This window comes from Vreelandella sulfidaeris Esulfide1 (genome assembly GCF_054072535.1).
Window position 1 is genome coordinate 2,771,681 of record NZ_CM133364.1, and the last position, 21,204, is coordinate 2,792,884.

The window sequence follows — 21,204 nt, forward strand, 5'->3', positions numbered from 1 at the left end:
CTATCGCCATTTATGGGCTAACGTCACCCGCGCTTTTAAGCACTTACTTATTAACCTGATCTTGTGCGTTTTTTACAAACTAGCCGCCAATCGTGTGCCCTGCTCAATTGCTCGCTTAGCATCCAATTCACTGGCTTCATCCGCGCCACCAATGATGTGTACCGCCGCCCTAGCCCGCTCCAGCGGTGCCAACAAATCACGCACCGACTCCTGCCCAGCGCACACCACCACGCTGTCCACTGCAAGCACTTGGTCGATATCCTCTCGCCGAATATGCAGCCCGTCATCATCGATTTTGATGTACTCACAGCCCGTTAGCGTGGTCACTCCGCGGGCTTTAAGCGATGCGCGATGCACCCAGCCGGTTGTTTTACCCAGGTATTTACCCGGCTTGGAGGTTTTACGCTGCAGCATCACGATCTCACGGGGCACGGCTGGCGGGGTCGGTTTTTTTAAACCACCACGTTCGCTTACGGCCAAATCCACGCCCCACTCGTCGCACCAATCAGCAATATCCAGCGCCGGGTGCCCCTGGTGCGCCAGCAGCTCAGAGACATCAAAACCGATCCCCCCAGCACCAATGACCGCTACTTTGCGGCCAACGCGGGCCGGATGTTCAATCGCTTCTGCGTAGCTCAGTACTTTGTGATGATCGTGGCCTGGCAGGCTTAGCTCGCGAGGTTGAACACCGGTGGCCATGACGACTTCATCAAAGTCGGCAAGCGTCTCTACGGTCGCAGTGGTATTGAGGCGTACCTCTACCGCATATTTCTCAAGCATCACTCGGTAGTAGCGCAGGGTTTCGTTGAACTCCTCTTTGCCGGGGATCTTACGTGCATAGTTGAACTGTCCGCCTAACTCACTGCGCTGCTCAAATAACACGACATGATGCCCGCGGCTAGCCGCTGTCACGGCTGTCGCCAACCCCGCTGGGCCACCGCCCACGACGGCTACCCGCTTGGGCGTTAGTGCAGGCTCGATAGTCAGCTCGGTTTCGTGACAGGCGCGCGGGTTAACCAAGCAGGACGTTAGTTTTCCAGCGAAAGTATGATCAAGGCAGGCCTGGTTACAGGCAATGCAGGTATTGATCTCCTCAGCCAGTCCTTCCTGGGCTTTGCTCACCCAAGCAGGGTCCGCGAGAAAAGGCCGCGCCATAGAGACCATATCGGCATGGCCCTCCGCCAGGACCTGCTCGGCAATGTCAGGCATGTTGATACGGTTGGTGGTGATTAACGGAATCGATAGCGCCGACTTGATGCGCTTAGTCACCTCGGTAAAGGCCGCTCGCGGCACGCTGGTCACAATGGTGGGTACCCGTGCTTCGTGCCAGCCAATCCCGGTATTGATCACATTCGCCCCGGCTGCTTCGATCGCTTGGCCAAGCGTGACGACCTCATCCCAGGTGCTGCCATCTTCGACCAGATCAATCATCGAGAGACGGAAGATAATCACAAAACGCTCACCTACCGCTTCCCGCACACGACGGACAATCTCAACGGCAAAGCGCATACGGTTCTCAAACGCCCCGCCCCATTCGTCGTCACGCTGGTTGGTGCGTTGGCAAATAAACTGATTAATCAAATAGCCTTCAGACCCCATCACCTCCACGCCGTCATAGCCCGCCTGCTGTGCCAGGCTTGCACAGCGTACGTAGTCGGCAATTTGCTGTTCGACCTCATCGCTGCTCAACGCACGAGGCATAAAGGGATTGATCGGGGCTTGAATGGCTGAAGGCGCTACTAATTCTGGTGAATAAGCGTAGCGCCCAGCGTGGAGAATCTGCATGCACAGATGACCGCCCTCGGCATGCACCGCATCAACTACTTGTCGATGTTCCGGCAGTTGCGCCTCATCAACGAGCGCATGGGCACCCTGGAAAACGGCGCCTTCTGCATTAGGAGCAATCCCGCCGGTGACGATCAAACTAACCCCTTCCCGCGCCCGCTCGGCATAAAAAGCAGCTAGCCGTTCAAAGCCATTGGGTGCCTCTTCCAAATTGGTATGCATTGAGCCCATTAAGACACGGTTGGGCAGCGTTAGATGGCCAATGGTCAATGGACGAAACAAATTCGGGTACGCAGGCGTTTGGCTCATCACGGGCCTCCTTAATGTTATTAGAAGCTTTATAAATAAATTCAAACAAGCGTATGACATCCTGAGCATCACGTATAGCCCTTAGATGCTTGGTCCCTCGATACTTGGGCCAACCGCTTGCCCAACGCGCGAATCCACGTCACATTACCCGGCTAACGATAAGGAACCGTTGTTATGCCCTTAATTTACTTTTTACCGCCGCTCGCCACCGTATTGATTTGGTCGGGCAATATGACCATAAATCAACTTAGCGTAGGCGCCATTGCCCCAAGCAGCATTGCTTTTTTACGCTGGCTGTTAGCGCTGGCGGTGATGACCCCGTTTGTGCTCCCTGCGGTCATTCGCCACCGTGACGAGATTCGTCGTCAATGGCCTAAGTTGGCGCTGCTTGGGCTACTCGGCATGGGTCTATGGCAAGGGCTTGCTTATGTAGCGGCAGAAACCACGACCGCCACCAACATGGGGATTCTTGCCGCCATGGTGCCATTGCTGACGGTACTGCTTAGCGCGCTGATTCTCCGCGAACCACCCACCTTGGGCGGGGTTTTAGGCGGGGTACTGGCGTTTGTGGGGGTCACCGTACTACTTGGGCGCGGCAACCCGCTTTCGCTGCTACAACTGCAAGTCGCCCTCGGTGATGCACTCATGGTCGTGGCGGCTACCTGCTACGCATTGTATGGCGTCATGCTAAAACGCTGGTCGATGAATCTGCCGCCCTGGGTGATGCTCTATGCACAAGTCTGTTTTGCCGTTCTGTTCTTGTTGCCGCCCTATTTGATGGGCCCCATGACGCCCATTGATGGACAGAATATTGGGCTGATTCTCTATGCGGGCATCCCTGCGTCTATTATCACCACTTTTTTATGGATGCGCGCAGTACGCCAGATTGGCGCTAATCAATCGAGTATTTTTATCAATTTAATGCCGTTGTTCAGCGCGCTGATTGCGATGATCTTTTTAGGCGAACGTGTGGCGGGTTTCCACTTTGCGGGTGGGCTGCTGATTCTTGCTGGGGTCATCATGGCGCAAACCCTGACACGACCACTAACCCGCGAGTTAACCTCAGATAAGCCGAGCAGCGTCCAATAATGTTAGAATGGTCGTTTACTTCTGACGCTGGGAAGCCCTGATATGTCCCTCGAAGAACTGCATCTTAATCTGCGCAACCTAATGAGCGATGACTACGATCAGCTCAAGGCATTGATGGACGCTGTCTATCACGATATCGGCGGTGCCTGGCCGAAGCGCACGATCGACAAATTAATTCAGGAATTCCCTGATGGCCAAATCGCGATTGAAGACGACGGCCTTCTGGTGGGTGTGGCGCTCACCGTACAGGTGGATTACGACGAGTTTTCCAACCCGCACAAATACGATGACTTGATCGGGCACCGCGAAACCATCCTCAACAACGAGGATGGTGACGCCATGTATGGGTTGGATGTGCTGATTCATCCCGACTACCGTGGGTATCGCTTGGGCCGCCGGCTTTACGAAGCGCGTAAAGAACTATGCCGTTCAATGAACCTGCGGGCGATCCTGGCGGGTGGGCGCATTCCTGAATATTACCAGCACGCCGATGAACTCACGCCTGCTCAGTACATTGATAAAGTCTCGCGCAAAGAGATCTACGATCCGATTCTCTCTTTCCAACAGGCGAATGACTTTCAGGTTAAGCGCCTGCTGCGCAAATACCTGCCCGAAGATGAGCAGTCGCGCGGCTACGCTACCTTGTTAGAGTGGAATAACATCCTGTTTGAGCCCGCTGCCAACGTGCTAGATACCCGCCCCACCCAGGTGCGTGTAGGCGCAGTACAGTGGCAGATGCGGGAGTTCTCCTCGGTGGAAGCTGCCCTCCAGCAAATCGAATACTTTGTGGATGCGCTTTCTGACTACCAAAGTGATTTCGCCGTTTTCCCGGAACTGTTTAACGCGCCGTTGATGGGTCTTCAAGACCGCGCTGCCCAGCAGGATCAAATGGGTGCGATTCGCTTTTTGGCCGGTTTTACCGAGCGCTTTAAGTCTGAGCTCTCCCGCATGGCGGTGTCGTACAATATCAATATTGTGGGCGGCTCGATGATTGAAGTCGGTGACGATGACCGGCTCTACAACATTGCCTACCTGTTCCACCGCGATGGCAGCGTTGAGCGTCAGGCCAAGTTGCACATTACGCCTCAAGAGCGGCGCGACTGGGTCATTGAGGGTGGCGATGAGTTGCAGGTATTCGATACCGACGCTGGCCGTGTGGGCATTCTGATCTGCTACGACGTGGAATTCCCGGAGCTTGGGCGTTTGTTGGCCGACCAGGACATGGACATTCTGTTTGTACCCTTCTGGACCGACACTAAAAATGGCTACTTGCGCGTTCGCCACTGCGCTCAGGCGCGGGCGATCGAAAACGAGTGCTACGTGGTGCTCTGCGGTAGTGTCGGCAACCTGCCCTCAATTGAAAATCTGGATATTCAGTACGCGCAATCAGCAGTGTTCTCGCCCTCTGACTTCGCTTTCCCTCACGATGCGGTGCTGGCGGAAACCACGCCCAATACCGAGATGATCTTCTTCTCGGATCTGGACTTGACCCGCCTGACGGTTGTACGTGCCGAAGGCTCAGTGACCAATCTCAAGGACCGCCGCAAGGATCTGTTTGATCTACGCTGGCGCGACTGGTCATGGAAATCGGGTGCTAATCTGGAGGATTGAAGTGAATCATGAAGTCAACAACGCCGCCCAATGGGCGGCGTTGTTGTTTCTAAAAGAGTTATATAGCTCAATCAGGCCACACAAGATGCGCGGGTACGCGGCCTTTGGCATCGAACAGCACCCCTTCATCGCGTAATTTACGGAGCTGTCGCTCGGCGCCACCGTGGTCAGCAAGCTTGAGTGATGCTGCGATCACGCGATGCCAGGGCAACTGATGGCCGTCAGGCAAGTGACGCATCGCTGAACCCACCATGCGCGGGGTAGCGCCCTCGGTCATTGCCGCAATGCGCCCATAGGTCGTCACTCGGCCCGGTGGAATTTGATCAACGATGGTGTAAATTTGCTCGAGTAATTCGGGCCGGGCCATACAACGTTATCCTCTTAACGCATAAACGTTTTTTGCGGGTCCTTATAAACCCTCAACTAATTGATCAATTGCCTGGAAAGCTTCCTTGAGAGCAGCGTCACGATGCTGTTCACCCATATTCAAGCCTTCAGCATAGACCACATGAGTATCTTTGATTCCCATGAGGCCTAGCATGGCTTTGAGGTGCGGCGTCTGGCTATCCATTTCAGTGCCTGCGTATTTTCCACCACGAGCTGCCAGAATAATCGCACGCTTGCCTTCTACTAAACCTTGGGGGCCGTTCTCGGTGTAGCGGAACGTTTCACCGGCTCGCAATACGCGGTCAAACCACGCTTTCAGCTGTGAAGGGATGCCCAAGTTATACATCGGCACCGCAATTACCAGTACATCGTTAGCACGCAGCTCGGCCAGCAACGTCTCTGAGCGCGCAGCTAATGCCTGCTGCTCAGCGGTGCGCTCGGCGGCCGCTACCTGCCAAGCACCTAACTCGTTAATGTCCAGGTGGGGCAGCGCATTTTTGACCACATCACGCTGGGTGGCTTCGATACCATTGCGAGCGTTTGCTTGCTCGATAAAGCGGTTAGCCAGTGTGTTGGATTGGCCATTTTCCGCCAGAATAGAAGAGGTAATTATCAGGGCACGCGTCGTCATTGAAAGCTTCAAGGATCATTAGGTTGATGAGTTAGAGGCTATTCTACGACGCCCTACAGAAAGCAAAAGCGCAACGTTTTCCGGCTTGTATTCGATTAAATCGAATCATGCTGATGAAGGCCACGCTTTATTCATACTGTTTAATGATGCGGTGACCAGCTTAGCAAGCTAATAAGTGATACAGGCACTGCTCGTTATTCTATTTTATAGAGTCGCAAAGCCACTGCCACACCACCCCTGCTTCGTCGCTAATATGGCGCCGGCTTGGTCGTACCAGCCAGAAGCGCTCATCGCTAGGCACAGTGATATCAAAGGGCGCCACTAAGTCACTACGCTGCTCCATCAAGCGCCGATGGGTTAGCGAGACACCGCCACCCTGGCTTGCCAGTGCCAACGTCATTACTTGATTATCGCAAGTGAGCGACCAGCACTGCGCTTCCACATGGGCAACGCCCGCTTCTTGTAGCCACCCCGGCCACCCTACCCCAAAGCCGACTGCATGCAGTAGCGTGTGCCCGGCGAGATCCTCTGGCGCAGAGAGCGTCTTTGCCAAAGTCTCCGAGCACACCGGCAACAGGTGTTCTTCCCCTAGCGGCTGCATTTCAATCCCCGTCCACTCCCCCTTACCGTAGCGTATTTCGATATCGGCGCCTTCGGGGCCAAAGTCATCGGGCCAGATAGCACTCACCAAACGAATCGCCACCTGAGGATGCGCGCGATGAAAAGCAATTAAACGCCGTGCCAGCCACGACTGCTGAATGACTGGCGTAGCACGCAGTGTGACCGGCTGCTCTGAGGTGCTACCAAACACTTCTAAAGTGCCTTCGCTAATACGCACAAAGGCATCGTGAATACTTGGCAGCCACGCCTGTCCGGCAGGCGTTAACGTTAAACTACGCGCATGGCGCACGAACAGCTTTTGTCCCACGCGATCTTCCAGCAGCCTGACGCGCTGGCTGATCGCCGCTTGAGTGACACCGAGTTCATGGCCAGCGGCAGTAAAACTCAAGGTACGCGCCGCAGATTCAAAGGCTTGCAGCCATAGCAATGGCGGTAACTGACTCATGAAAAAGAGACCTATAAATTAAATGATGTCTTAGGGGCCAGATTAATCGTTTGTCAGCGCCGCTGCTACTCCCCATCCTAGGTAACCCTTATGCATTGCAGCAAAGGGAGCGATTCGGAGTGATGATGAATAGCGCAGTACAAGCGACACCAACGACAATGACAGCGACAACAACAAAACAATCCCAAGCCCCCGAGATGGGCGAATTAAGCCCTTATCAAACGGGTCCGGCGCTTACCCAAGCGACCCTGGTGCAAACAGGTGTGGCACTTGAATGGCAAGATGGCCAGCAAAGCACGCTGCCCCTACTTTGGTTGCGCGACCACTGCGCATGCCAAGCCTGCCGCCACCCGCAGACCCGCGAAAGGCTGTACCTGCCCCTTGAACCGATTACTGAACCGCCCAGTGTTGCTCTGCTGGACGGGCACTTACATATAAACTGGCAGGATGGTCATGTCAGTGCGTTTCATAGCGGCTGGCTCTACCAACGCCGCCCGGAATCCAAGCTAGTCTCGTCAGTACCCAACGCAAAGCCGTGGAAAGATAACTTCACTCCCGAGTGCGTGCGGCACGATGATTTTTTAAAACCTCAGGGTGAAAAAGCTTGGCTAACCGCCATGCTTCGCGACGGCTTGGCATTGATTACCGACGGCCCGCTGGTCGAAGAAGAAGTGAGCCGCTTGGCTGAGCGCATTGGGCCCCAACGCGCCACCAATTTTGGCGCCCGTTTCGATGTACGCTCCAAGCCCAATCCCAATAATGCAGCGTACACCGCCGTCGGTTTGCCGCTGCATATCGATTTGCCCAACTGGCGTCATCCGCCGGACATTCAATTACTCTATTGCCTTCAGAATGGAGCCAGCGGCGGTGAATCGCTGTTTGCTGACGGTGCCCGCGTGGTAGAAGCGCTACGCCAGCAGGACCCAAAAGCGCTCGCCATACTCAGCGAAACGCCCATCGACTTTCGCTTCCAGGATGAGAGCCACGATATTTCAATGCGAGCGCCGGTAGTTACGCTAGATAGCACGGGTAACTTGGTCGAGATGCGGCTGAACAACTGGATTCGCGATGCGCTTCATTTACCGGTAGAACAAATGGATGCTTGGTACAGTGCTTACGCTTTACTGTGGAAGCTGTTCCATAGCGAGGCCCACCAGATAGAGTTTACTCTTCGCCCTGGGCAAATGGTCGCCTTTGACAATCGCCGTGTACTTCATGGGCGTCGCGAGTTCGATCCCAACAGTGGCGCACGTCATTTACAAGGCACCTATCTAGACCGCGATATGCTGGCCTCACGCCTTCGCGTGTTAGCCCGCCAAGACTAATTAAACGCGGCATTCAGTTAGCGTATTTGATTAATAAAAACACCTATCTGACAATAAAACCTAGCAAGGAGATCTTATGACACACCTCAAACCGCTCGCTTCAGGCATTGCACTCGCCACCACCGCGCTCTTCGTCTCGGCCGCTCAAGCCGACGATCAGACCCTGGATTTCGGCGTACCTGCCTGGCCCGGCATTACCGTCAAAACCGCCATTGCCGAGCAGCTATTGAATCCGCTCGGCTACGACACCTCTACTCAGGACATCGGCCTGCAGGTAATTTACCAAGGTATCGAAAGCGGCGATATTGACGTATTTCTAGGGGCATGGCTGCCCGCCCAGCGCGACATGTTCAATCCGCGTAAAGAATCAGGCGTACTCATCGATGTCGCCAATAATGTCGATGGCGCACAAATGACGTTGGCGGTGCCGGAATACCTCTATGAAAGCGGCATTCAAAGCTTTGCCGATCTAGATGAGCACCGCGATCAGTTCGATGGCGAAATACATGGCTTTGGTGCAGGCTCTGCCGCCAGCGAGATACTCCACAATGCGATCGATAACGACATCTGGGGATTAGGAGACTGGCAGGTTGTCGATACCAGTGAAGTGGGCATGCTTTCAGCAGCGAAAGATGCAATCTCTCGGGAAGAACCCATTGTATGGGTAGGCTGGACACCCCACTGGATGAACCTTGAATTGCCGATGCGTTACCTGGAAGACCCCGAAGATCTGTTCGGTGAAAATAACGGCGAAAGCGACGTATTGACCCTTCTGCGTAGTGACTACGCCGAGGCCAATCCTAACGTCGTGGCGTTCTTTGAGCAGTTCACCTTCTCTGCCGAAGAGCAGAGCTGGATGATTCAAGCCTTCGGTCAGGAAGAACAAGACCTTGCCGATGTCGCCGAACAGTGGATCAACGATCACCCTGAGCGTATCGAAGCGATGCTGGCTGGCGTCACCACCACCGATGGTGAACCTGCATGGCCGGTGATTGAAGCGCAGCTCAACAACTAACCATCAGCATTAAAGGCGCCTTCATCCCATCGGGCGGCTAGCGTATGCTAGCGCTTTTTTAGCTTTTAGCCGCTGGGAATAGGCATGTCGAGAACACTGAGTAAGGGCGTGGGCCTGCTGGTAGCCGTCGTGTTGTTAGGCGTTATGTGGCATTTGCTACAGCGCTACGATCTACTGACCCAGGCACGCCTTAGCGAGCTGATCGGTTACATTCGCCAGTGGCGTACCGCGCCCTGGATGTTTGCGGCGGTGATGGCCGTCTACGCTGGTGCCCTACTGGTAATGTTTCCGCTTAGCCTACTGGTAATCGTCACGGGCTTACTGTTTGGCCCGGCGTGGGGCTTGGCATACGCCACACTCGGTACGTTGACGTCATCGGTTGTGTCGTACTGGGTAGGCCACTGGTTAGGTCGGGAAGCGCTGATACGCTATGGCGGGCGTCATTTGCGCGGCCTTTCGGGTTACTTATCGAAGCGCGGCATTCGCACCATGACGGTCATTAATCTGCTGCCGCTCGCACCGTTCACGCTGACGAATATGTTGGCGGGTGCCTTTCATCTTAAATTTCGCGACTACATGATCGGTTCCACCCTCGGTATTGTGCCGGGGTTGGCAGCGGTCATTCTTTTGGGTAGCCAGCTAGGCGCTCTGTTTACTGCGGCTTCCACAAAAGAACTCATATTGGCAGGCGCCGGGCTTGTCGCTGGGGTTAGCCTGCTGATCGGGCTTAAGTACTATGCCAGCCAGCGTCAAGATGCCAACCGCCGCCAAGCAGCCAAAAAACGGCCTCACCGTGATGGGGAGTGATACTTGGCGAGCACTTCAGCGTAAAAGGCTGCTACCGCGGTGGCAAAGTTGGCAATATCGAACTCTTCGGCAAAATGGCTGGCCTGTTTGCCCAACTGCTGGCGTAGCACTGCATTATCTTTTAGCTCGAGGACTTTTTGGCCCCACGCCTGACGATTTTGCGGCGTTTTGAAGCCATTCACGCCCTGGCGCACTACGTCATCTATCCCGCTCGAGCGTACCGCCACCACGGGCAGACCCGCCGACATCGCTTCGAGAATCACCATCCCCTGGGTTTCCGACGTAGAAGCGAACACAAATATATCGCCCAGGTGATAGTAAAGCGCCATTTGATCAGGCGGCACCGCCCCCACTAACGTGACCCATGCGGTGAGCTTTAAAGTATCGATCTGATATTGAATCGCCTCGCGGTCCGGCCCGTCACCGATGAGCAGTAGATGAAAGTCCTCATGCCTTTGGGTCTGCAACTCGGCGAGCGCTTCCAACATAAAGCCAATATTCTTCTCTTTGCTAATGCGCGAGACGCTAATCAATATTTTGCGCGCGGGATCGATTGCCAGCCGCTTACGTAATACTTCTAACTCCCCCGCCTCGGCATGTGCAAAACGCTCCACATCAATGCCCGTGGGTTGCACTAGCGAGGGCGTTTTAACGCCGATCATGCGTAGATACTCCTCTGCGGAGTAGGTGGGCACGATCACCCCTTGGCAGCGGTTTGAGAAGTGCTTAATCAGGTAGTGCGAGATCAAATTACGAAAAAGCGCACCGGGCAGCGGCACAAAGTGGGCATAGTGCTCTAGGCGGGTATGATAAGTGTAGACCACCGGCACCTTCAGCCGACGCCCCATCAACAGCCCCATGGAACCAAGCCAAAAAGGGTGGTGAACATGAATTAAATCGGGCTTGAAGGCACGCAGGCAATGGCGAAAGCGGACGCTGAATGGGTTGGTTAGCCGGAACTCGCCCTTCTCACCAAATGCCATCAATGTCGGGATACGTTTTATCGACTTATCGTCCTGCCAGGCTTCTCGGTAGCGTGGCACTAACAGCTGGATCGAATGCCCTAAGTCGTGCAAACCATTGCGCAAGCGATCCACCGATACCGACACGCCGGACACAAACGGAAAGTAGTTATTGGATACCATCGCCACCCGCAAAGACTTACCCAAAAAGGGCGTTGGATCGATATCAAAGTCGGGATAGTAATGTCGGTCTTCAAAAATGAGCCGATATAAACGCAGTGCTAACAGCGTCAGCAAACCCACAATCAGTAAAAAGCGGGTATAGCTGACGTAAAAGAAGGCGTACACCGTTGACCCAACGCTACTCAGCACCCGCCACCAGCCGGGGCTATCCACATTTAAGCGTACCGGCGCAATGGCGACATTTTCGCCCTCGACATCAACAATAACGTAGTGATGAAAGCTACTATCGGCATCAATCAAAATGCCGCCGGCGCCACCCGTAGTGACGTAATCCACCCCATTAATCGTCTGCTGTGAAAAGAGCGTTAAGTTAGCGGAGAATACCGTATCCACATTATGTTCCTCCGCCAGTGCCATGATGCCATCAGCCAGCCGGGGGTCATTAAGGTAATTGTCGGCTTCAAACAGCGGCGCATCGCTCACTACGTTGTGCAGAGGCAAGCCAATAAACAGGAACCGGTGCTGTGCTTCGGAAGCCGCGAGCTCCCTGGAGAGCCAATCAAGCTGCCAGGAGGTGGACGACTTGCCCGTACCATCAAGAAAAATAAAGTGGCTATTGCCTGCAACGAAAGAGTAAAAATGCGGGCCAAAATACTCATAAAAAAGGTAACTGCCAAAATCACTGTCTTCGTTGTCGCCATAGGTGAGTAAGTACGGGACATTAAGCAGTTCCAGGCTGTGGTAGATCGCCTGATAGCTCTCCTGTTGACCTCCGCTGACGGCGTTACCTGCCGAGATAAGAAAGTCGATTCCACCCTGGTTGATCAGCGGCACAATCTCATCTTGAAAAACGTTTACCGAGTTATTGATATTACCCACCACGGCAAAACGGTAGTCGGTTCGCTCCGTCAACACCTCACGGATATCGGCCACCTGGAGAGTATGCACCGATTCAAACTCAGGTTCCGCCACGTACAGCCAAATTTGGTGAGCAATCAGGCCAACCACCAGGGCGAGATTAAGAGAGAAAAACAGCCGCAACCAGCGCTGGTGTGAGAGACGAAGAAAGGAACGTCGTGGCATTTAAAAGTGCTTTTTCAATGATAAATGGGGTGCACCGCTACTGCAGCGGTTCAAGCCTTAAAATGCCATTACTATACAGCAACACAGCAGCGCTGAGTCGAGTAGACGTCCCCGCGTTAGCGAGACTCACACCCGTTTAAGGTGGCTAGCAAACGCCTTGGTCCCGCTTGGTTGCGGTGCTCTCCTAGCCATATTCCCTGCCAAGTACCTAAGGCCAGGCGACCATCCCGTACCGCCAAGGTGAGTTGAGTACCTAGCAAGCTGGCAACGACGTGCGCAGGCATATCATCGGGTCCTTCCAGGGTATGACGAAAATAGGGTAAATCTTCAGGTACTAGGCGACTCAAGAAGGCATCCAGATCGTGGCGTACATCCGGATCAGTATTTTCATTGAGCGTTAACGAGGCGGAAGTATGCATTAACTGTAGGTGCAACATGCCGATATGAACGTCGTTCAAACATGGCAGCGCCCTGGCCACATCATCGGTAATAAGATGAAAACCGCGGCCCATCTCAGGTAAATGAATCTCTTGTTGGAACCACATAAACCCACCTTTTATTTGTTATGTAAACGAAGACACGTCATCACCAGCGTGCTCTTCTTGTGTGGCAAAATAACGACGGTTAATAGTATGACGACGACTAATAGCATGACGACTACTAATAGCATGACGGCTACCCGTAGGCGTTAGTGGCAGGCCTTAGACAATAAGTCCCTCACTCTCTGGCAGTATCGACACCCGCCCTGCCATCTCGCGCTGAATAAACTCAATAAAGGCACGCAGCCGAGTAGGCACATGTCTGCGCTGCTCATACACAGCATAAAAATCCGCGCGTATACTTTGCCATTCAGGTAGCAATGCTACCAATGCCCCGCTGGCAAGATGCTCGTTCACATCCCACCACGAGCGCAGCATGACGCCATGCCCATCCAAAGCCAAACGAGTGATCACCTCTCCATCGTTGCTGGCTAAGCGACCACTGACTTTTACAGACTGCGCCTGGGTTGGTTGGTTCTTGCACTCAAAGCGCCATAGCGGGAAATCACTGTCGTTCTCGCGAATCACCAAGCATGCATGCTGCTGCAAATCTGCCGGGGTTTGAATCGGCGATGCTTGGGCAATATAGGCAGGCGATGCGCAGAGTATCCGGCGATTAGTCAAAATTCGCCGGGCGACTAAACGTGATTCCGGCGGCTCCCCAACGCGAATGCCAATATCAAAGCCATGGTCGCTCAAGTTGAGCGGAAAATTGGTCAGTTCCAACCACCCTTCGACCTGGGGATGTTCGGCGCAAAAACGCGATAGCAATGGCGCAATATGACGACGACCAAAGCCGAACGTGGCGTTCACCCGCAATCGCCCGCTAAGCGCCTGATTAGCACGCTCACCCAATGAACTCTCCAGCTCATCAAGCTCATCTAAAATGAGCGCACCACGGGCCAGATAGCGTTCGCCCTCAGCAGTCAGCGTTAAACGCCGAGTAGTGCGGGCAGCCAACTCTACTCCCAGACGCGCTTCCAGCTGCTTTAAGCGCTTGCTTACCGCCGAAAGCGACAGCCCCAGCTCGCGTGCGGTCGCCGTTAAATTGCCTGCCCGGGCCAGATGCTGAAAAAACGCTAAATCATCCAGATACGCCATGCCACCTCAGCCATTCTCCACTTTTTCGCAACAATAGCTTGAATAGTAGCCTAATTATCTCTTCCTAAATAGCCGCTACACTTGATCTTACTAGCCGGCTTGCTAGCGGTCTTACTAGCACGCGCCAGACCCGACACTTACAACCTCATCGTCATCAATAAAAACCAAGGAGTCACCATGGCCCACCGTATTGCCATTATCGCCGGGGACGGCATCGGCACCGAAGTGATGCCCGAAGGCATTCGCGCGCTTGAAGCTGCGGCAAAGCGTTTTGATATTGAGCTTGAGTTCACTACCTTTGAGTTCGGCAGCTGCGACTATTATTTAGAGCACGGCAAAATGCTACCGGATGATTGGTTTGAGCAGCTAAAAGGCTTTGATGCACTGTTTTATGGCGCGGTGGGCTGGCCCGATAAAGTACCTGATCACATTTCACTGTGGGGTTCACTGCTGCAGTTCCGTCGCCGATTTGATCAGTACATCAATCTGCGCCCCTGCAAACTGATGCCCGGCATTAAAAGTCCATTAGCAGGCCGCGAACCCGGCGATATCGATTTTTATGTGGTGCGTGAGAACACCGAAGGCGAGTACTCAAGCGTTGGCGGCAAAATGTATGAAGGCACCGAGCGCGAAATCGTCATTCAGGAAACGGTGATGAGCCGCACCGGCGTTGATCGAGTGCTGAAATACGCGTTCGAATTGGCGCAAACCCGCCCGCGCAAGAAGCTTACGTCTGCCACCAAGTCCAACGGCATCTCAATTACCATGCCGTACTGGGACGAACGCGTGATCGAAATGGCGAAAAGCTACCCAGAGATCGCGGTAGATAAATTCCATATCGATATTCTGACCGCCAACTTCGTTCTTCACCCGGATTGGTTCGACGTCGTCGTCGGCAGTAACTTGTTTGGCGACATCCTCTCCGATTTGGGGCCCGCCTGCACCGGCACGATCGGCATTGCGCCTTCGGCCAATATTAATCCCGAAGGCAACTTCCCTAGCCTGTTCGAACCGGTACATGGCAGCGCACCAGATATCGCTGGCAAAGGTATTGCCAACCCCATCGGCCAAATCTGGTCAGGCGCCATGATGCTGGAGCATCTGGGCTACAAAGAAGCCGGTGATGCGATCGTGACGGCTATAGAAGAGGTACTTAGCGAAGGCAACAGCCAAGTTCTCACCCGCGACGTAGGCGGCCAAGGCACAACAGAAAGCCTGGGCAAGGCGATTGCAGAGAAGCTCATCAAATGAAACTGGCTAAATAGGGTTGTTGGTGAGCAATACCATGCTTAGCAACAGAAAAGCCTCGCTGGGCAAGACCCGCGAGGCTTTTTATGGCTGGCTAAAACGGATTAACTGGCCAGCTTGGCAGCTGTTTTCGCGACTAGCTCACCCTGGAAACGGGCAATTTTCAGTTCACGCTCATCGGGTTGGCGAGAACCATCGCCACCGGCGATGGTCGCAGCGCCATAAGGCGTGCCGCCGCTAACCTTGGAAATATCAAACTGCTCTTCCACACCGTAGCCAATCGGCACAATGATCATGCCGTGGTGGGCAAGCGTAGTCCAGGTAGAGGTAATTGTCATTTCATCGCCACCGCCTGTGCCGGTTGATGTGAACACACTGGCGACTTTACCGCGTAGTGATCCATTCGCCCACAGACCGCCAGTTTGATCAAAGAAAGTGCGCATTTGACCTGCCATATTGCCGAAGCGCGTCGGCGTGCCGACGATAATTGCATCGTAATCAGCAAGTTCTTGCGGAGTAGCTTCTGGCGTATCGTAATCCTGCTTACCGCCTGCGTTTTTAAATGCTTCCGCTGGCATGGTTTCAGGCACTCGCTTAACCGTTACTTCTACGCCGCTAACGCCTTTTGCGCCCTCTGCGACGGCATGTGCCATCGTATCGATATGGCCGTACATGGAATAATAAAGAACCAATACCTTTGTCATTGCTATCTCCTTGGCTACGTATCGCTTACATGAGTTGCTTACATGAGTTGCTTACATGAGTTGCTTACATGAATCGTTTTACATGAATGGCTTAGCGGTGCACTGGGCGTTTCCCCATGACTGCCCGTTCCCCCATAAAACAGTACCCTCAACATAGCGCACTCAAGCGTAGATAAAAGCGAATGTTTTCGTCCGCGGGCATCGATTTCATCGATGATCGCCCCCTTGCGCTTTATGAGATCCACCACTAACTTTTACATTGTTTAACTTTTAACGTATCCAAGGAGTCTGGAATGACGATTTTTGAAGCCCTGCGCAAGGATCATGATATTCAGCGTGATTTGCTTGCCCGCCTAGTCGAGACTCATGGAGACAGCGACGAGCGCGACTCACTCTACAAGCAGGTGAAAAAAGAGTTGCATGGTCATGCCGCCGCTGAAGAGCGGGCTTTCTACATCCCGCTCATGGAAATGGACCTGACCCAGGAAAAGGCACGACACAGCGTGGCCGAGCACCATGAAATTGACGAGCTTATAGAATTGCTTGATGAAACCGACTACAGCGCTACTCATTGGCTGACCCACGCCAAACAGCTTCAGGAGCTAGTGACCCATCATTTGGATGAAGAAGAGCAGGAAGTATTTCAACTGGCTGGCCGAGGCCTGAAAGATAAGCAAAAGACCGCGCTCGCCAGTGAGTACCATGAAGAGATGCAGCGCCAACGTTCGGCGTAGCCATAGCTACCGATTCATAAAGCGCTTATGCCTTCGGCATAGGCGCTTTTTTCATGCCCGCTCCTTTAGGCTTTTCACGAATACGCTGGGCTTTTTCACGCGAACGACCTCCAGGCTTGTGGCAACCGCCCAGCGTGGTAAACCTAGGTTGACTTATTGACGGGTAACGATACTGAAAACAATCTATTCAAGGAGCCGACAATGCTAGGCCAATGGCTCGACTGGTCGCTCGATGGGCAGCTTCCCGCCGCCAGCCAAGGCGTCTTCGCAAGCGGCACTTACCATTTGCATGCACCTGGCATTTTGGAATTAATCCCGAACCAAGTCAGTTCTGCCGCCCATGCATGCATTTACTCAGCCGCGGTCCATGGTAATGAAACCGCCCCGGTTGAATTAGTGGGTGAATGGTTAAGCGGCATAGAAGCCGGTAGCGTAACGCTTGGTGCCCCCGTACTGGTGATTTTAGGAAACCTGCCTGCGCTTAAAGCACAACAGCGTTTTCTTACTACCAACTTAAACCGGCTTTTTAACCGAGACCTCGACGCTGAAGGCGAAGAGCCAGACCGCGCCCGGGAATTAATGACCGCCGTGGATAATTTTTATGCGCGGCATTCAGCGCTCCCCAAGCTGCACTACGACCTGCATACCGCCATTAGGGATAGCCGATACCCCCGTTTCGTAGTGGAACCCTTTGCCGAGTCACCCACCAATACTCAACAGTGGGGCTGGTTAGCCGCCGCAGACATGCAAGCAGTATTGCATCAGCACCAACATAGCTGGACATTCTCCCACTACAGCAAGCATTATCACGCTGCTCAGGCATTTACCTTTGAATTAGGACGCGTGGCTCCTTTTGGCCAGAACGATATGGCATCACTAAAACCGATGCGTGCGTTGCTCACGGCGTTAAGTGAAGGCCGCTCCCCTGCCGATCGGCCAGCCGCTCAACTGCTTTTTTTCCAGGTTCAACACGAGTTAATTCGTCACTCCGAGAACTTTCAACTCTGTTTTTCTGAGGACACGGCCAACTTCAGCCGTTTCGAGCCGGGCACTCTGCTGGCACAAGACGGCGAAGCGGGTGATTTTCGGGTAGGCGATACGCCCCTCTACGTTGTGTTTCCTAATGCTAACGTTGAAGTAGGCGCCCGCGCGGCGCTGTTGGTAGCACCGATTACCTAGGGGCTCACCACGGCTAAAACAGTTTTAATACCGTCCTTGTGTTAGAAAGTTTGACAATAACAATAGCGTGGCGATATCAGGCCGCTCGACACCGATACGACTATCGTCGAGTGCTTAATGTGAAAAGGAGGGCGCGCATATTGCGTCCAGCCTGATAGAATCGCCCCTTTTTTCGCGCCAGCCGCATCACAGCCTGTTCTTGACAACCCGTTGCTGCGGCAACTCTGTACTGGAGCCAATGTTATGGCCGCTACGCCTACTCCCCTTGAAGTGCGTAATATTAAAAAACGCTTTGGCAATACGGAAGTTCTGAAAGGCCTTTCACTACAAGCCCAAAAGGGCGATGTGATTACCCTGATTGGTGCCTCTGGATCGGGTAAAAGTACTTTTTTGCGCTGCATGAACTTGCTTGAACAGCCCGACGAAGGCGATCTCATTGTTCACGGCGACCCTATCCGCTTTAAGACCACGAAGCACGGCCGCGAACCTGAAGATTGGAAGCAAGTGGTACAGATGCGCGCCAAGCTCTCCATGGTGTTCCAGAGTTTTAACCTATGGGCGCATATGACGTTGTTGGAAAACATCATCGAAGCGCCTATTCACGTGTTGAAAAAACCCAAAAAAGAAGCGTTAGAGCAAGCCCACGCCTTGCTTGACCGTGTGGGTTTAACGGCGCGCGCAGATGCCTACCCAGCGCAGATGTCAGGCGGCCAGCAGCAGCGTGGTGCCATTGCCCGCGCGCTGGCAATGGACCCTGAGGTCATGCTCTTTGACGAACCCACCTCCGCGCTGGACCCAGAGCTGGTCGGCGACGTATTGAAAGTCATGCACGGCCTCGCTGAAGAAGGACGTACCATGGTCGTGGTGACCCATGAAATGGGGTTTGCCAGGGAAGTTTCCAGCCAAGTGATTTACCTTCATCAGGGCCTGGTGGAAGAGGCTGGCCCGCCCGATCAAGTGCTTGGCAACCCGCAATCACCGCGCCTGCAGCAATTCCTGGCTCCTAAATACTGATCCGCGAGGCTCACCATGATTGATTTGCAAGGTTATGGTCCCCGGCTGATCGAGGGGGCAGGCGTTACCGTTCAATTAGCGGTACTGTCGCTGATTTTGGCGATTATTTTGGGACTACTGACGGCCAGTGCGAAGATGTCGCGCAATTGGATTTTAAGGCGTACAGCAACAGTTTACACCACGCTGATTCGCGGCGTGCCGGATCTCGTTTTGATGATGTTGCTGTTTTTTGGCGGTCAGATTGGCGTTAACGCTATCAGCGACATGCTCTATTACAGCTACGATATCGACATTTATATTAACTTCAATGCCTTCGCTGCGGGCGTGCTGACCATTGGCTTTATCTTCGGCGCCTATATGGGCGAAACCTTTCGCGGTGCCTTTATGGCGGTGGATAACGGTCAGATAGAAGCGGGCAAAGCCTACGGCATGAGCAGCAGCCTTGTCTTTCGCCGCATCCGCTTTCCGCAAATGATGCGCCATGCGTTACCGGGGCTATCCAACAACTGGATGGTACTGCTCAAAACCACCGCGCTGGTCTCGGTCATTGGCTTGACCGATATGGTGCGGGTGGCAGCAGAAGCCTCCCGAGCGACCCACGAGCCCTTTACCTTCTTGCTCCCCGTCGCCGTAGCGTACCTACTCATCGCCAGCGTATCCGAATGGATTTTTGCGCGCCTGCAGAAACACTACGACATCGGCTTTGGAGGTCAGTGACATGCTCGATATTTCCACTTGGTTCAATGACCTGCTAGCTGGCAACGTGATTTTCACGGCAGATACGCTGGGTTACTACTGGGAAGGCTTGGTCACGACCACCCAACTGGTATTTTTATCGCTGATTGCGGGGCTCATTCTCGCTGTACCACTGGCCATTATGCGCAGCTCGAAGCATAAATGGATTAGCCTGCCGGTCTACCTCTACACCTACGTATTCCGAGGCACGCCGCTGCTGATTCAGCTCTATATCATTTACTACGGTGTCGTGTTTATTGATGGTATTCAAGAGAGCTTTTTATGGCCAGTACTGCGCGAAGCTTTCTACCCGGCGCTTATCGCCTTTACGCTGAATACTGCCGCTTACACTACCGAGATTTTTCGGGGCGCCATCAAGGCCACGGCCCAAGGCGAGATTGAGGCCGCGCGCGCCTATGGCATGTCGCAGAATTTAATGATGCGTCGAATCATCTTACCCAGCGCCTTTCGTCGCGCCTTGCCCGCTTACGGCAATGAAGTGATCTTTATGCTTCACGCCAGCGCGATTGCCAGCGTGGTCACGCTGATGGATTTAACCGGTGCTGCCCGCTTTGTCTACGCCCGTTACTACGCTCCTTTCGAGGCATTTCTATTCGTGGCCGCGATTTATCTATGCTTAACCTTCGCGATTTTGTTCTTCTTCCGCTATCTCGAGAAAAAGCTACTCGCACATCTAAATCCATAAGTACGCCCACAAGATGCTTAATCATGGAAAAACGGTGCAATCGTCAAACAAACGTTAGTGCAAAACCCGGCAGCCTCTTTTCGTCAACGCCAACCTGGGTTAGTTTAATTGTCGGCTAACAACTATTTATCAGTTAAAAACTGGGATCACTCTCAAGTGAACCGCTTTCTACGGAGTAACAAGATGAAAAAACTACTATCCCTTTCATTGCTAGGCTTGGCAGTCGCTGCCGCTTCCTCGGCACAGGCCCGTGACTACGATAACGTGCGCATTGGTGTTGACGTCCCCTACGAGCCCATGGAGTTCCGCACTGCTGAAGGCGAGCTTACCGGTTTTGATATTGACCTTGGCAACGAGCTGTGTGACCGCATGGGCGTTACCTGTGAGTGGGTCGAACAAGAGTGGGACGGCATCATCCCTGGCCTTATGTCACGCAACTATGACGCCATCATGTCGTCAATGACCATTAACGATGAGCGTCGTGAGCAAGTGCTGTTCTCTGACCCCTACATCACCATGCCTTCTGCATGGTTCGCTGCTAGCGACCTGGGCATCAGCGAAGCCACTAAAGAGACGCTGGAAGGCATGACCATTGGTGTTCAGCGTGGCACCCTGCAGGACAACTACGTGACTGACAACTTCAGCGACGTTGCTGATATCAGCCGCTACTCCACTGCCGACGATATGGTCCTGGATATGGAAGCCGAGCGTTTGGATATCGTTTTCCTCGACTTCCCGATTGGCCAATCCACGCTGCTGGAAAGCGAAGACGGTGACTACGTTGTGGTCGGCGAGCGCATCAGCGAACCGAAGGAATACTTCGGTGACGGCTTCGGTATCGCCTTCCGCCAGCGCGACGAAGCGCTCGCTGAGAAATTCAACGAAGCCCTGGCCGAAGTGCAAGAAGACGGCACTTACGACGAAATCTATAACCGTTATTTCGGTGAAGAAGACGCAGAGTAATCTGCTCTCGCCTCCCCGGTGCAACGCC

General features: G+C 53.7%; 20 protein-coding genes. 12 read left to right on the top strand and 8 right to left on the bottom strand.

Features of this window, described 5'->3' with window-relative positions:
* Positions 1-72 precede the first annotated feature (72 nt).
* Positions 73-2,094, bottom strand: a complete 2,022-nt coding sequence (locus ACW44H_RS12965) for an oxidoreductase (protein WP_457504893.1) — start codon at positions 2,092-2,094, stop codon at positions 73-75.
* 174 nt (positions 2,095-2,268) lie between these two features.
* Between ACW44H_RS12965 and ACW44H_RS12970 the strand changes: the two genes are divergently transcribed.
* Positions 2,269-3,183: a DMT family transporter gene (locus ACW44H_RS12970; RefSeq protein ID WP_457504894.1), complete on the top strand. Its 915-nt coding sequence runs from the start codon at positions 2,269-2,271 to the stop codon at positions 3,181-3,183.
* Between the two features lie 42 nt (positions 3,184-3,225).
* Positions 3,226-4,794, top strand: coding sequence for a GNAT family N-acetyltransferase (locus ACW44H_RS12975; RefSeq protein WP_457504895.1), 1,569 nt, complete (start codon positions 3,226-3,228; stop codon positions 4,792-4,794).
* 67 nt (positions 4,795-4,861) lie between these two features.
* Here the strand turns inward: ACW44H_RS12975 and ACW44H_RS12980 are convergent, their stop codons facing one another.
* The 3 genes from ACW44H_RS12980 to ACW44H_RS12990 form a co-directional block, all read right to left on the bottom strand.
* Complete coding sequence (locus tag ACW44H_RS12980; RefSeq protein WP_457504896.1) at positions 4,862-5,161, bottom strand: MGMT family protein; 300 nt, start codon at positions 5,159-5,161, stop codon at positions 4,862-4,864.
* A 42-nt stretch (positions 5,162-5,203) separates the two neighbouring features.
* A complete protein-coding gene (locus ACW44H_RS12985) occupies positions 5,204-5,812 on the bottom strand; it encodes an FMN-dependent NADH-azoreductase (RefSeq protein WP_457504897.1) in 609 nt (202 codons plus the stop codon).
* Between the two features lie 199 nt (positions 5,813-6,011).
* On the bottom strand, positions 6,012-6,878 hold the full coding sequence (locus ACW44H_RS12990; RefSeq protein ID WP_457504898.1) for a LysR substrate-binding domain-containing protein: 867 nt from the start codon (positions 6,876-6,878) through the stop codon (positions 6,012-6,014).
* 125 nt (positions 6,879-7,003) lie between these two features.
* On the opposite strand from ACW44H_RS12990, the gene ACW44H_RS12995 reads away from it, so the two are divergent.
* The 3 genes from ACW44H_RS12995 (at position 7,004) to ACW44H_RS13005 (ending at position 10,025) form a co-directional block, all read left to right on the top strand.
* The gene (locus ACW44H_RS12995) at positions 7,004-8,203 is read left to right on the top strand and encodes a TauD/TfdA family dioxygenase (protein ID WP_457509030.1); all 1,200 of its coding nucleotides are present in this window, start codon (positions 7,004-7,006) and stop codon (positions 8,201-8,203) included.
* 76 nt (positions 8,204-8,279) lie between these two features.
* On the top strand, positions 8,280-9,218 hold the full coding sequence (locus ACW44H_RS13000; RefSeq protein ID WP_457504900.1) for an ABC transporter substrate-binding protein: 939 nt from the start codon (positions 8,280-8,282) through the stop codon (positions 9,216-9,218).
* An 84-nt stretch (positions 9,219-9,302) separates the two neighbouring features.
* Complete coding sequence (locus ACW44H_RS13005; RefSeq protein WP_457504902.1) at positions 9,303-10,025, top strand: TVP38/TMEM64 family protein; 723 nt, start codon at positions 9,303-9,305, stop codon at positions 10,023-10,025.
* On the opposite strand, the gene ACW44H_RS13010 is transcribed toward ACW44H_RS13005, so the two are convergent.
* The 3 genes from ACW44H_RS13010 to ACW44H_RS13020 all read right to left on the bottom strand — a co-directional run bounded on the left by ACW44H_RS13010 (position 10,007) and on the right by ACW44H_RS13020 (position 13,893).
* Positions 10,007-12,253, bottom strand: coding sequence for a glycosyltransferase (locus ACW44H_RS13010; RefSeq protein WP_457504903.1), 2,247 nt, complete (start codon positions 12,251-12,253; stop codon positions 10,007-10,009). The genes ACW44H_RS13005 and ACW44H_RS13010 overlap by 19 nt on opposite strands.
* Positions 12,254-12,369: 116 nt before the next feature.
* A complete protein-coding gene (locus tag ACW44H_RS13015) occupies positions 12,370-12,798 on the bottom strand; it encodes a secondary thiamine-phosphate synthase enzyme YjbQ (protein ID WP_113270020.1) in 429 nt (142 codons plus the stop codon).
* Between the two features lie 156 nt (positions 12,799-12,954).
* On the bottom strand, positions 12,955-13,893 hold the full coding sequence (locus ACW44H_RS13020; RefSeq protein WP_457504904.1) for a LysR family transcriptional regulator: 939 nt from the start codon (positions 13,891-13,893) through the stop codon (positions 12,955-12,957).
* Positions 13,894-14,070: 177 nt separating this feature from the next.
* Between ACW44H_RS13020 and ACW44H_RS13025 the strand changes: the two genes are divergently transcribed.
* Positions 14,071-15,144, top strand: a complete 1,074-nt coding sequence (locus tag ACW44H_RS13025; protein WP_457504906.1) for a tartrate dehydrogenase — start codon at positions 14,071-14,073, stop codon at positions 15,142-15,144.
* 101 nt (positions 15,145-15,245) lie between these two features.
* Here ACW44H_RS13025 and wrbA read toward each other — a convergent pair whose 3' ends face one another.
* Positions 15,246-15,845 (bottom strand): NAD(P)H:quinone oxidoreductase, encoded by a 600-nt coding sequence (gene wrbA, locus ACW44H_RS13030; RefSeq protein WP_457504908.1) that lies wholly within the window; start codon positions 15,843-15,845, stop codon positions 15,246-15,248.
* Between the two features lie 293 nt (positions 15,846-16,138).
* On the opposite strand from wrbA, the gene ACW44H_RS13035 reads away from it, so the two are divergent.
* From ACW44H_RS13035 to ACW44H_RS13060, 6 genes are all read left to right on the top strand, one after another.
* Positions 16,139-16,579, top strand: a complete 441-nt coding sequence (locus ACW44H_RS13035; RefSeq protein ID WP_113270015.1) for a hemerythrin domain-containing protein — start codon at positions 16,139-16,141, stop codon at positions 16,577-16,579.
* A gap of 201 nt (positions 16,580-16,780) precedes the next feature.
* A complete protein-coding gene (locus ACW44H_RS13040) occupies positions 16,781-17,758 on the top strand; it encodes a succinylglutamate desuccinylase (RefSeq protein ID WP_457504909.1) in 978 nt (325 codons plus the stop codon).
* A gap of 243 nt (positions 17,759-18,001) precedes the next feature.
* Entirely contained in the window at positions 18,002-18,772 is a 771-nt protein-coding gene (locus ACW44H_RS13045) for an ABC transporter ATP-binding protein (RefSeq protein WP_457504911.1), read from the top strand.
* A 15-nt stretch (positions 18,773-18,787) separates the two neighbouring features.
* A complete protein-coding gene (locus ACW44H_RS13050; RefSeq protein ID WP_457504912.1) occupies positions 18,788-19,489 on the top strand; it encodes an ABC transporter permease in 702 nt (233 codons plus the stop codon).
* A 1-nt stretch (position 19,490) separates the two neighbouring features.
* Complete coding sequence (locus ACW44H_RS13055) at positions 19,491-20,213, top strand: ABC transporter permease (protein WP_447043760.1); 723 nt, start codon at positions 19,491-19,493, stop codon at positions 20,211-20,213.
* A 183-nt stretch (positions 20,214-20,396) separates the two neighbouring features.
* Positions 20,397-21,176, top strand: a complete 780-nt coding sequence (locus ACW44H_RS13060) for a transporter substrate-binding domain-containing protein (protein ID WP_457504914.1) — start codon at positions 20,397-20,399, stop codon at positions 21,174-21,176.
* Positions 21,177-21,204 lie beyond the last annotated feature (28 nt).

What these genes read in the sequence shown, in the direction of transcription:
- ACW44H_RS12975 (WP_457504895.1), top strand. Translation starts at nt 3,226, where the DNA reads ATGTCCCTCGAAGAACTGCATCTTAATCTGCGCAACCTAATGAGCGAT.
- ACW44H_RS12985 (WP_457504897.1), bottom strand. Translation starts at nt 5,812, where the DNA reads ATGACGACGCGTGCCCTGATAATTACCTCTTCTATTCTGGCGGAAAAT.
- ACW44H_RS13050 (WP_457504912.1), top strand. Translation starts at nt 18,788, where the DNA reads ATGATTGATTTGCAAGGTTATGGTCCCCGGCTGATCGAGGGGGCAGGC.
- ACW44H_RS12965 (WP_457504893.1), bottom strand. Translation starts at nt 2,094, where the DNA reads ATGAGCCAAACGCCTGCGTACCCGAATTTGTTTCGTCCATTGACCATT.
- ACW44H_RS13005 (WP_457504902.1), top strand. Translation starts at nt 9,303, where the DNA reads ATGTCGAGAACACTGAGTAAGGGCGTGGGCCTGCTGGTAGCCGTCGTG.
- ACW44H_RS13025 (WP_457504906.1), top strand. Translation starts at nt 14,071, where the DNA reads ATGGCCCACCGTATTGCCATTATCGCCGGGGACGGCATCGGCACCGAA.
- ACW44H_RS13055 (WP_447043760.1), top strand. Translation starts at nt 19,491, where the DNA reads ATGCTCGATATTTCCACTTGGTTCAATGACCTGCTAGCTGGCAACGTG.
- ACW44H_RS13035 (WP_113270015.1), top strand. Translation starts at nt 16,139, where the DNA reads ATGACGATTTTTGAAGCCCTGCGCAAGGATCATGATATTCAGCGTGAT.
- ACW44H_RS12990 (WP_457504898.1), bottom strand. Translation starts at nt 6,878, where the DNA reads ATGAGTCAGTTACCGCCATTGCTATGGCTGCAAGCCTTTGAATCTGCG.
- ACW44H_RS13040 (WP_457504909.1), top strand. Translation starts at nt 16,781, where the DNA reads ATGCTAGGCCAATGGCTCGACTGGTCGCTCGATGGGCAGCTTCCCGCC.
- ACW44H_RS13020 (WP_457504904.1), bottom strand. Translation starts at nt 13,893, where the DNA reads ATGGCGTATCTGGATGATTTAGCGTTTTTTCAGCATCTGGCCCGGGCA.
- ACW44H_RS12995 (WP_457509030.1), top strand. Translation starts at nt 7,004, where the DNA reads ATGAATAGCGCAGTACAAGCGACACCAACGACAATGACAGCGACAACA.
- ACW44H_RS13010 (WP_457504903.1), bottom strand. Translation starts at nt 12,253, where the DNA reads ATGCCACGACGTTCCTTTCTTCGTCTCTCACACCAGCGCTGGTTGCGG.
- ACW44H_RS13045 (WP_457504911.1), top strand. Translation starts at nt 18,002, where the DNA reads ATGGCCGCTACGCCTACTCCCCTTGAAGTGCGTAATATTAAAAAACGC.
- ACW44H_RS13060 (WP_457504914.1), top strand. Translation starts at nt 20,397, where the DNA reads ATGAAAAAACTACTATCCCTTTCATTGCTAGGCTTGGCAGTCGCTGCC.
- ACW44H_RS13000 (WP_457504900.1), top strand. Translation starts at nt 8,280, where the DNA reads ATGACACACCTCAAACCGCTCGCTTCAGGCATTGCACTCGCCACCACC.
- ACW44H_RS12980 (WP_457504896.1), bottom strand. Translation starts at nt 5,161, where the DNA reads ATGGCCCGGCCCGAATTACTCGAGCAAATTTACACCATCGTTGATCAA.
- ACW44H_RS13015 (WP_113270020.1), bottom strand. Translation starts at nt 12,798, where the DNA reads ATGTGGTTCCAACAAGAGATTCATTTACCTGAGATGGGCCGCGGTTTT.
- wrbA (WP_457504908.1), bottom strand. Translation starts at nt 15,845, where the DNA reads ATGACAAAGGTATTGGTTCTTTATTATTCCATGTACGGCCATATCGAT.
- ACW44H_RS12970 (WP_457504894.1), top strand. Translation starts at nt 2,269, where the DNA reads ATGCCCTTAATTTACTTTTTACCGCCGCTCGCCACCGTATTGATTTGG.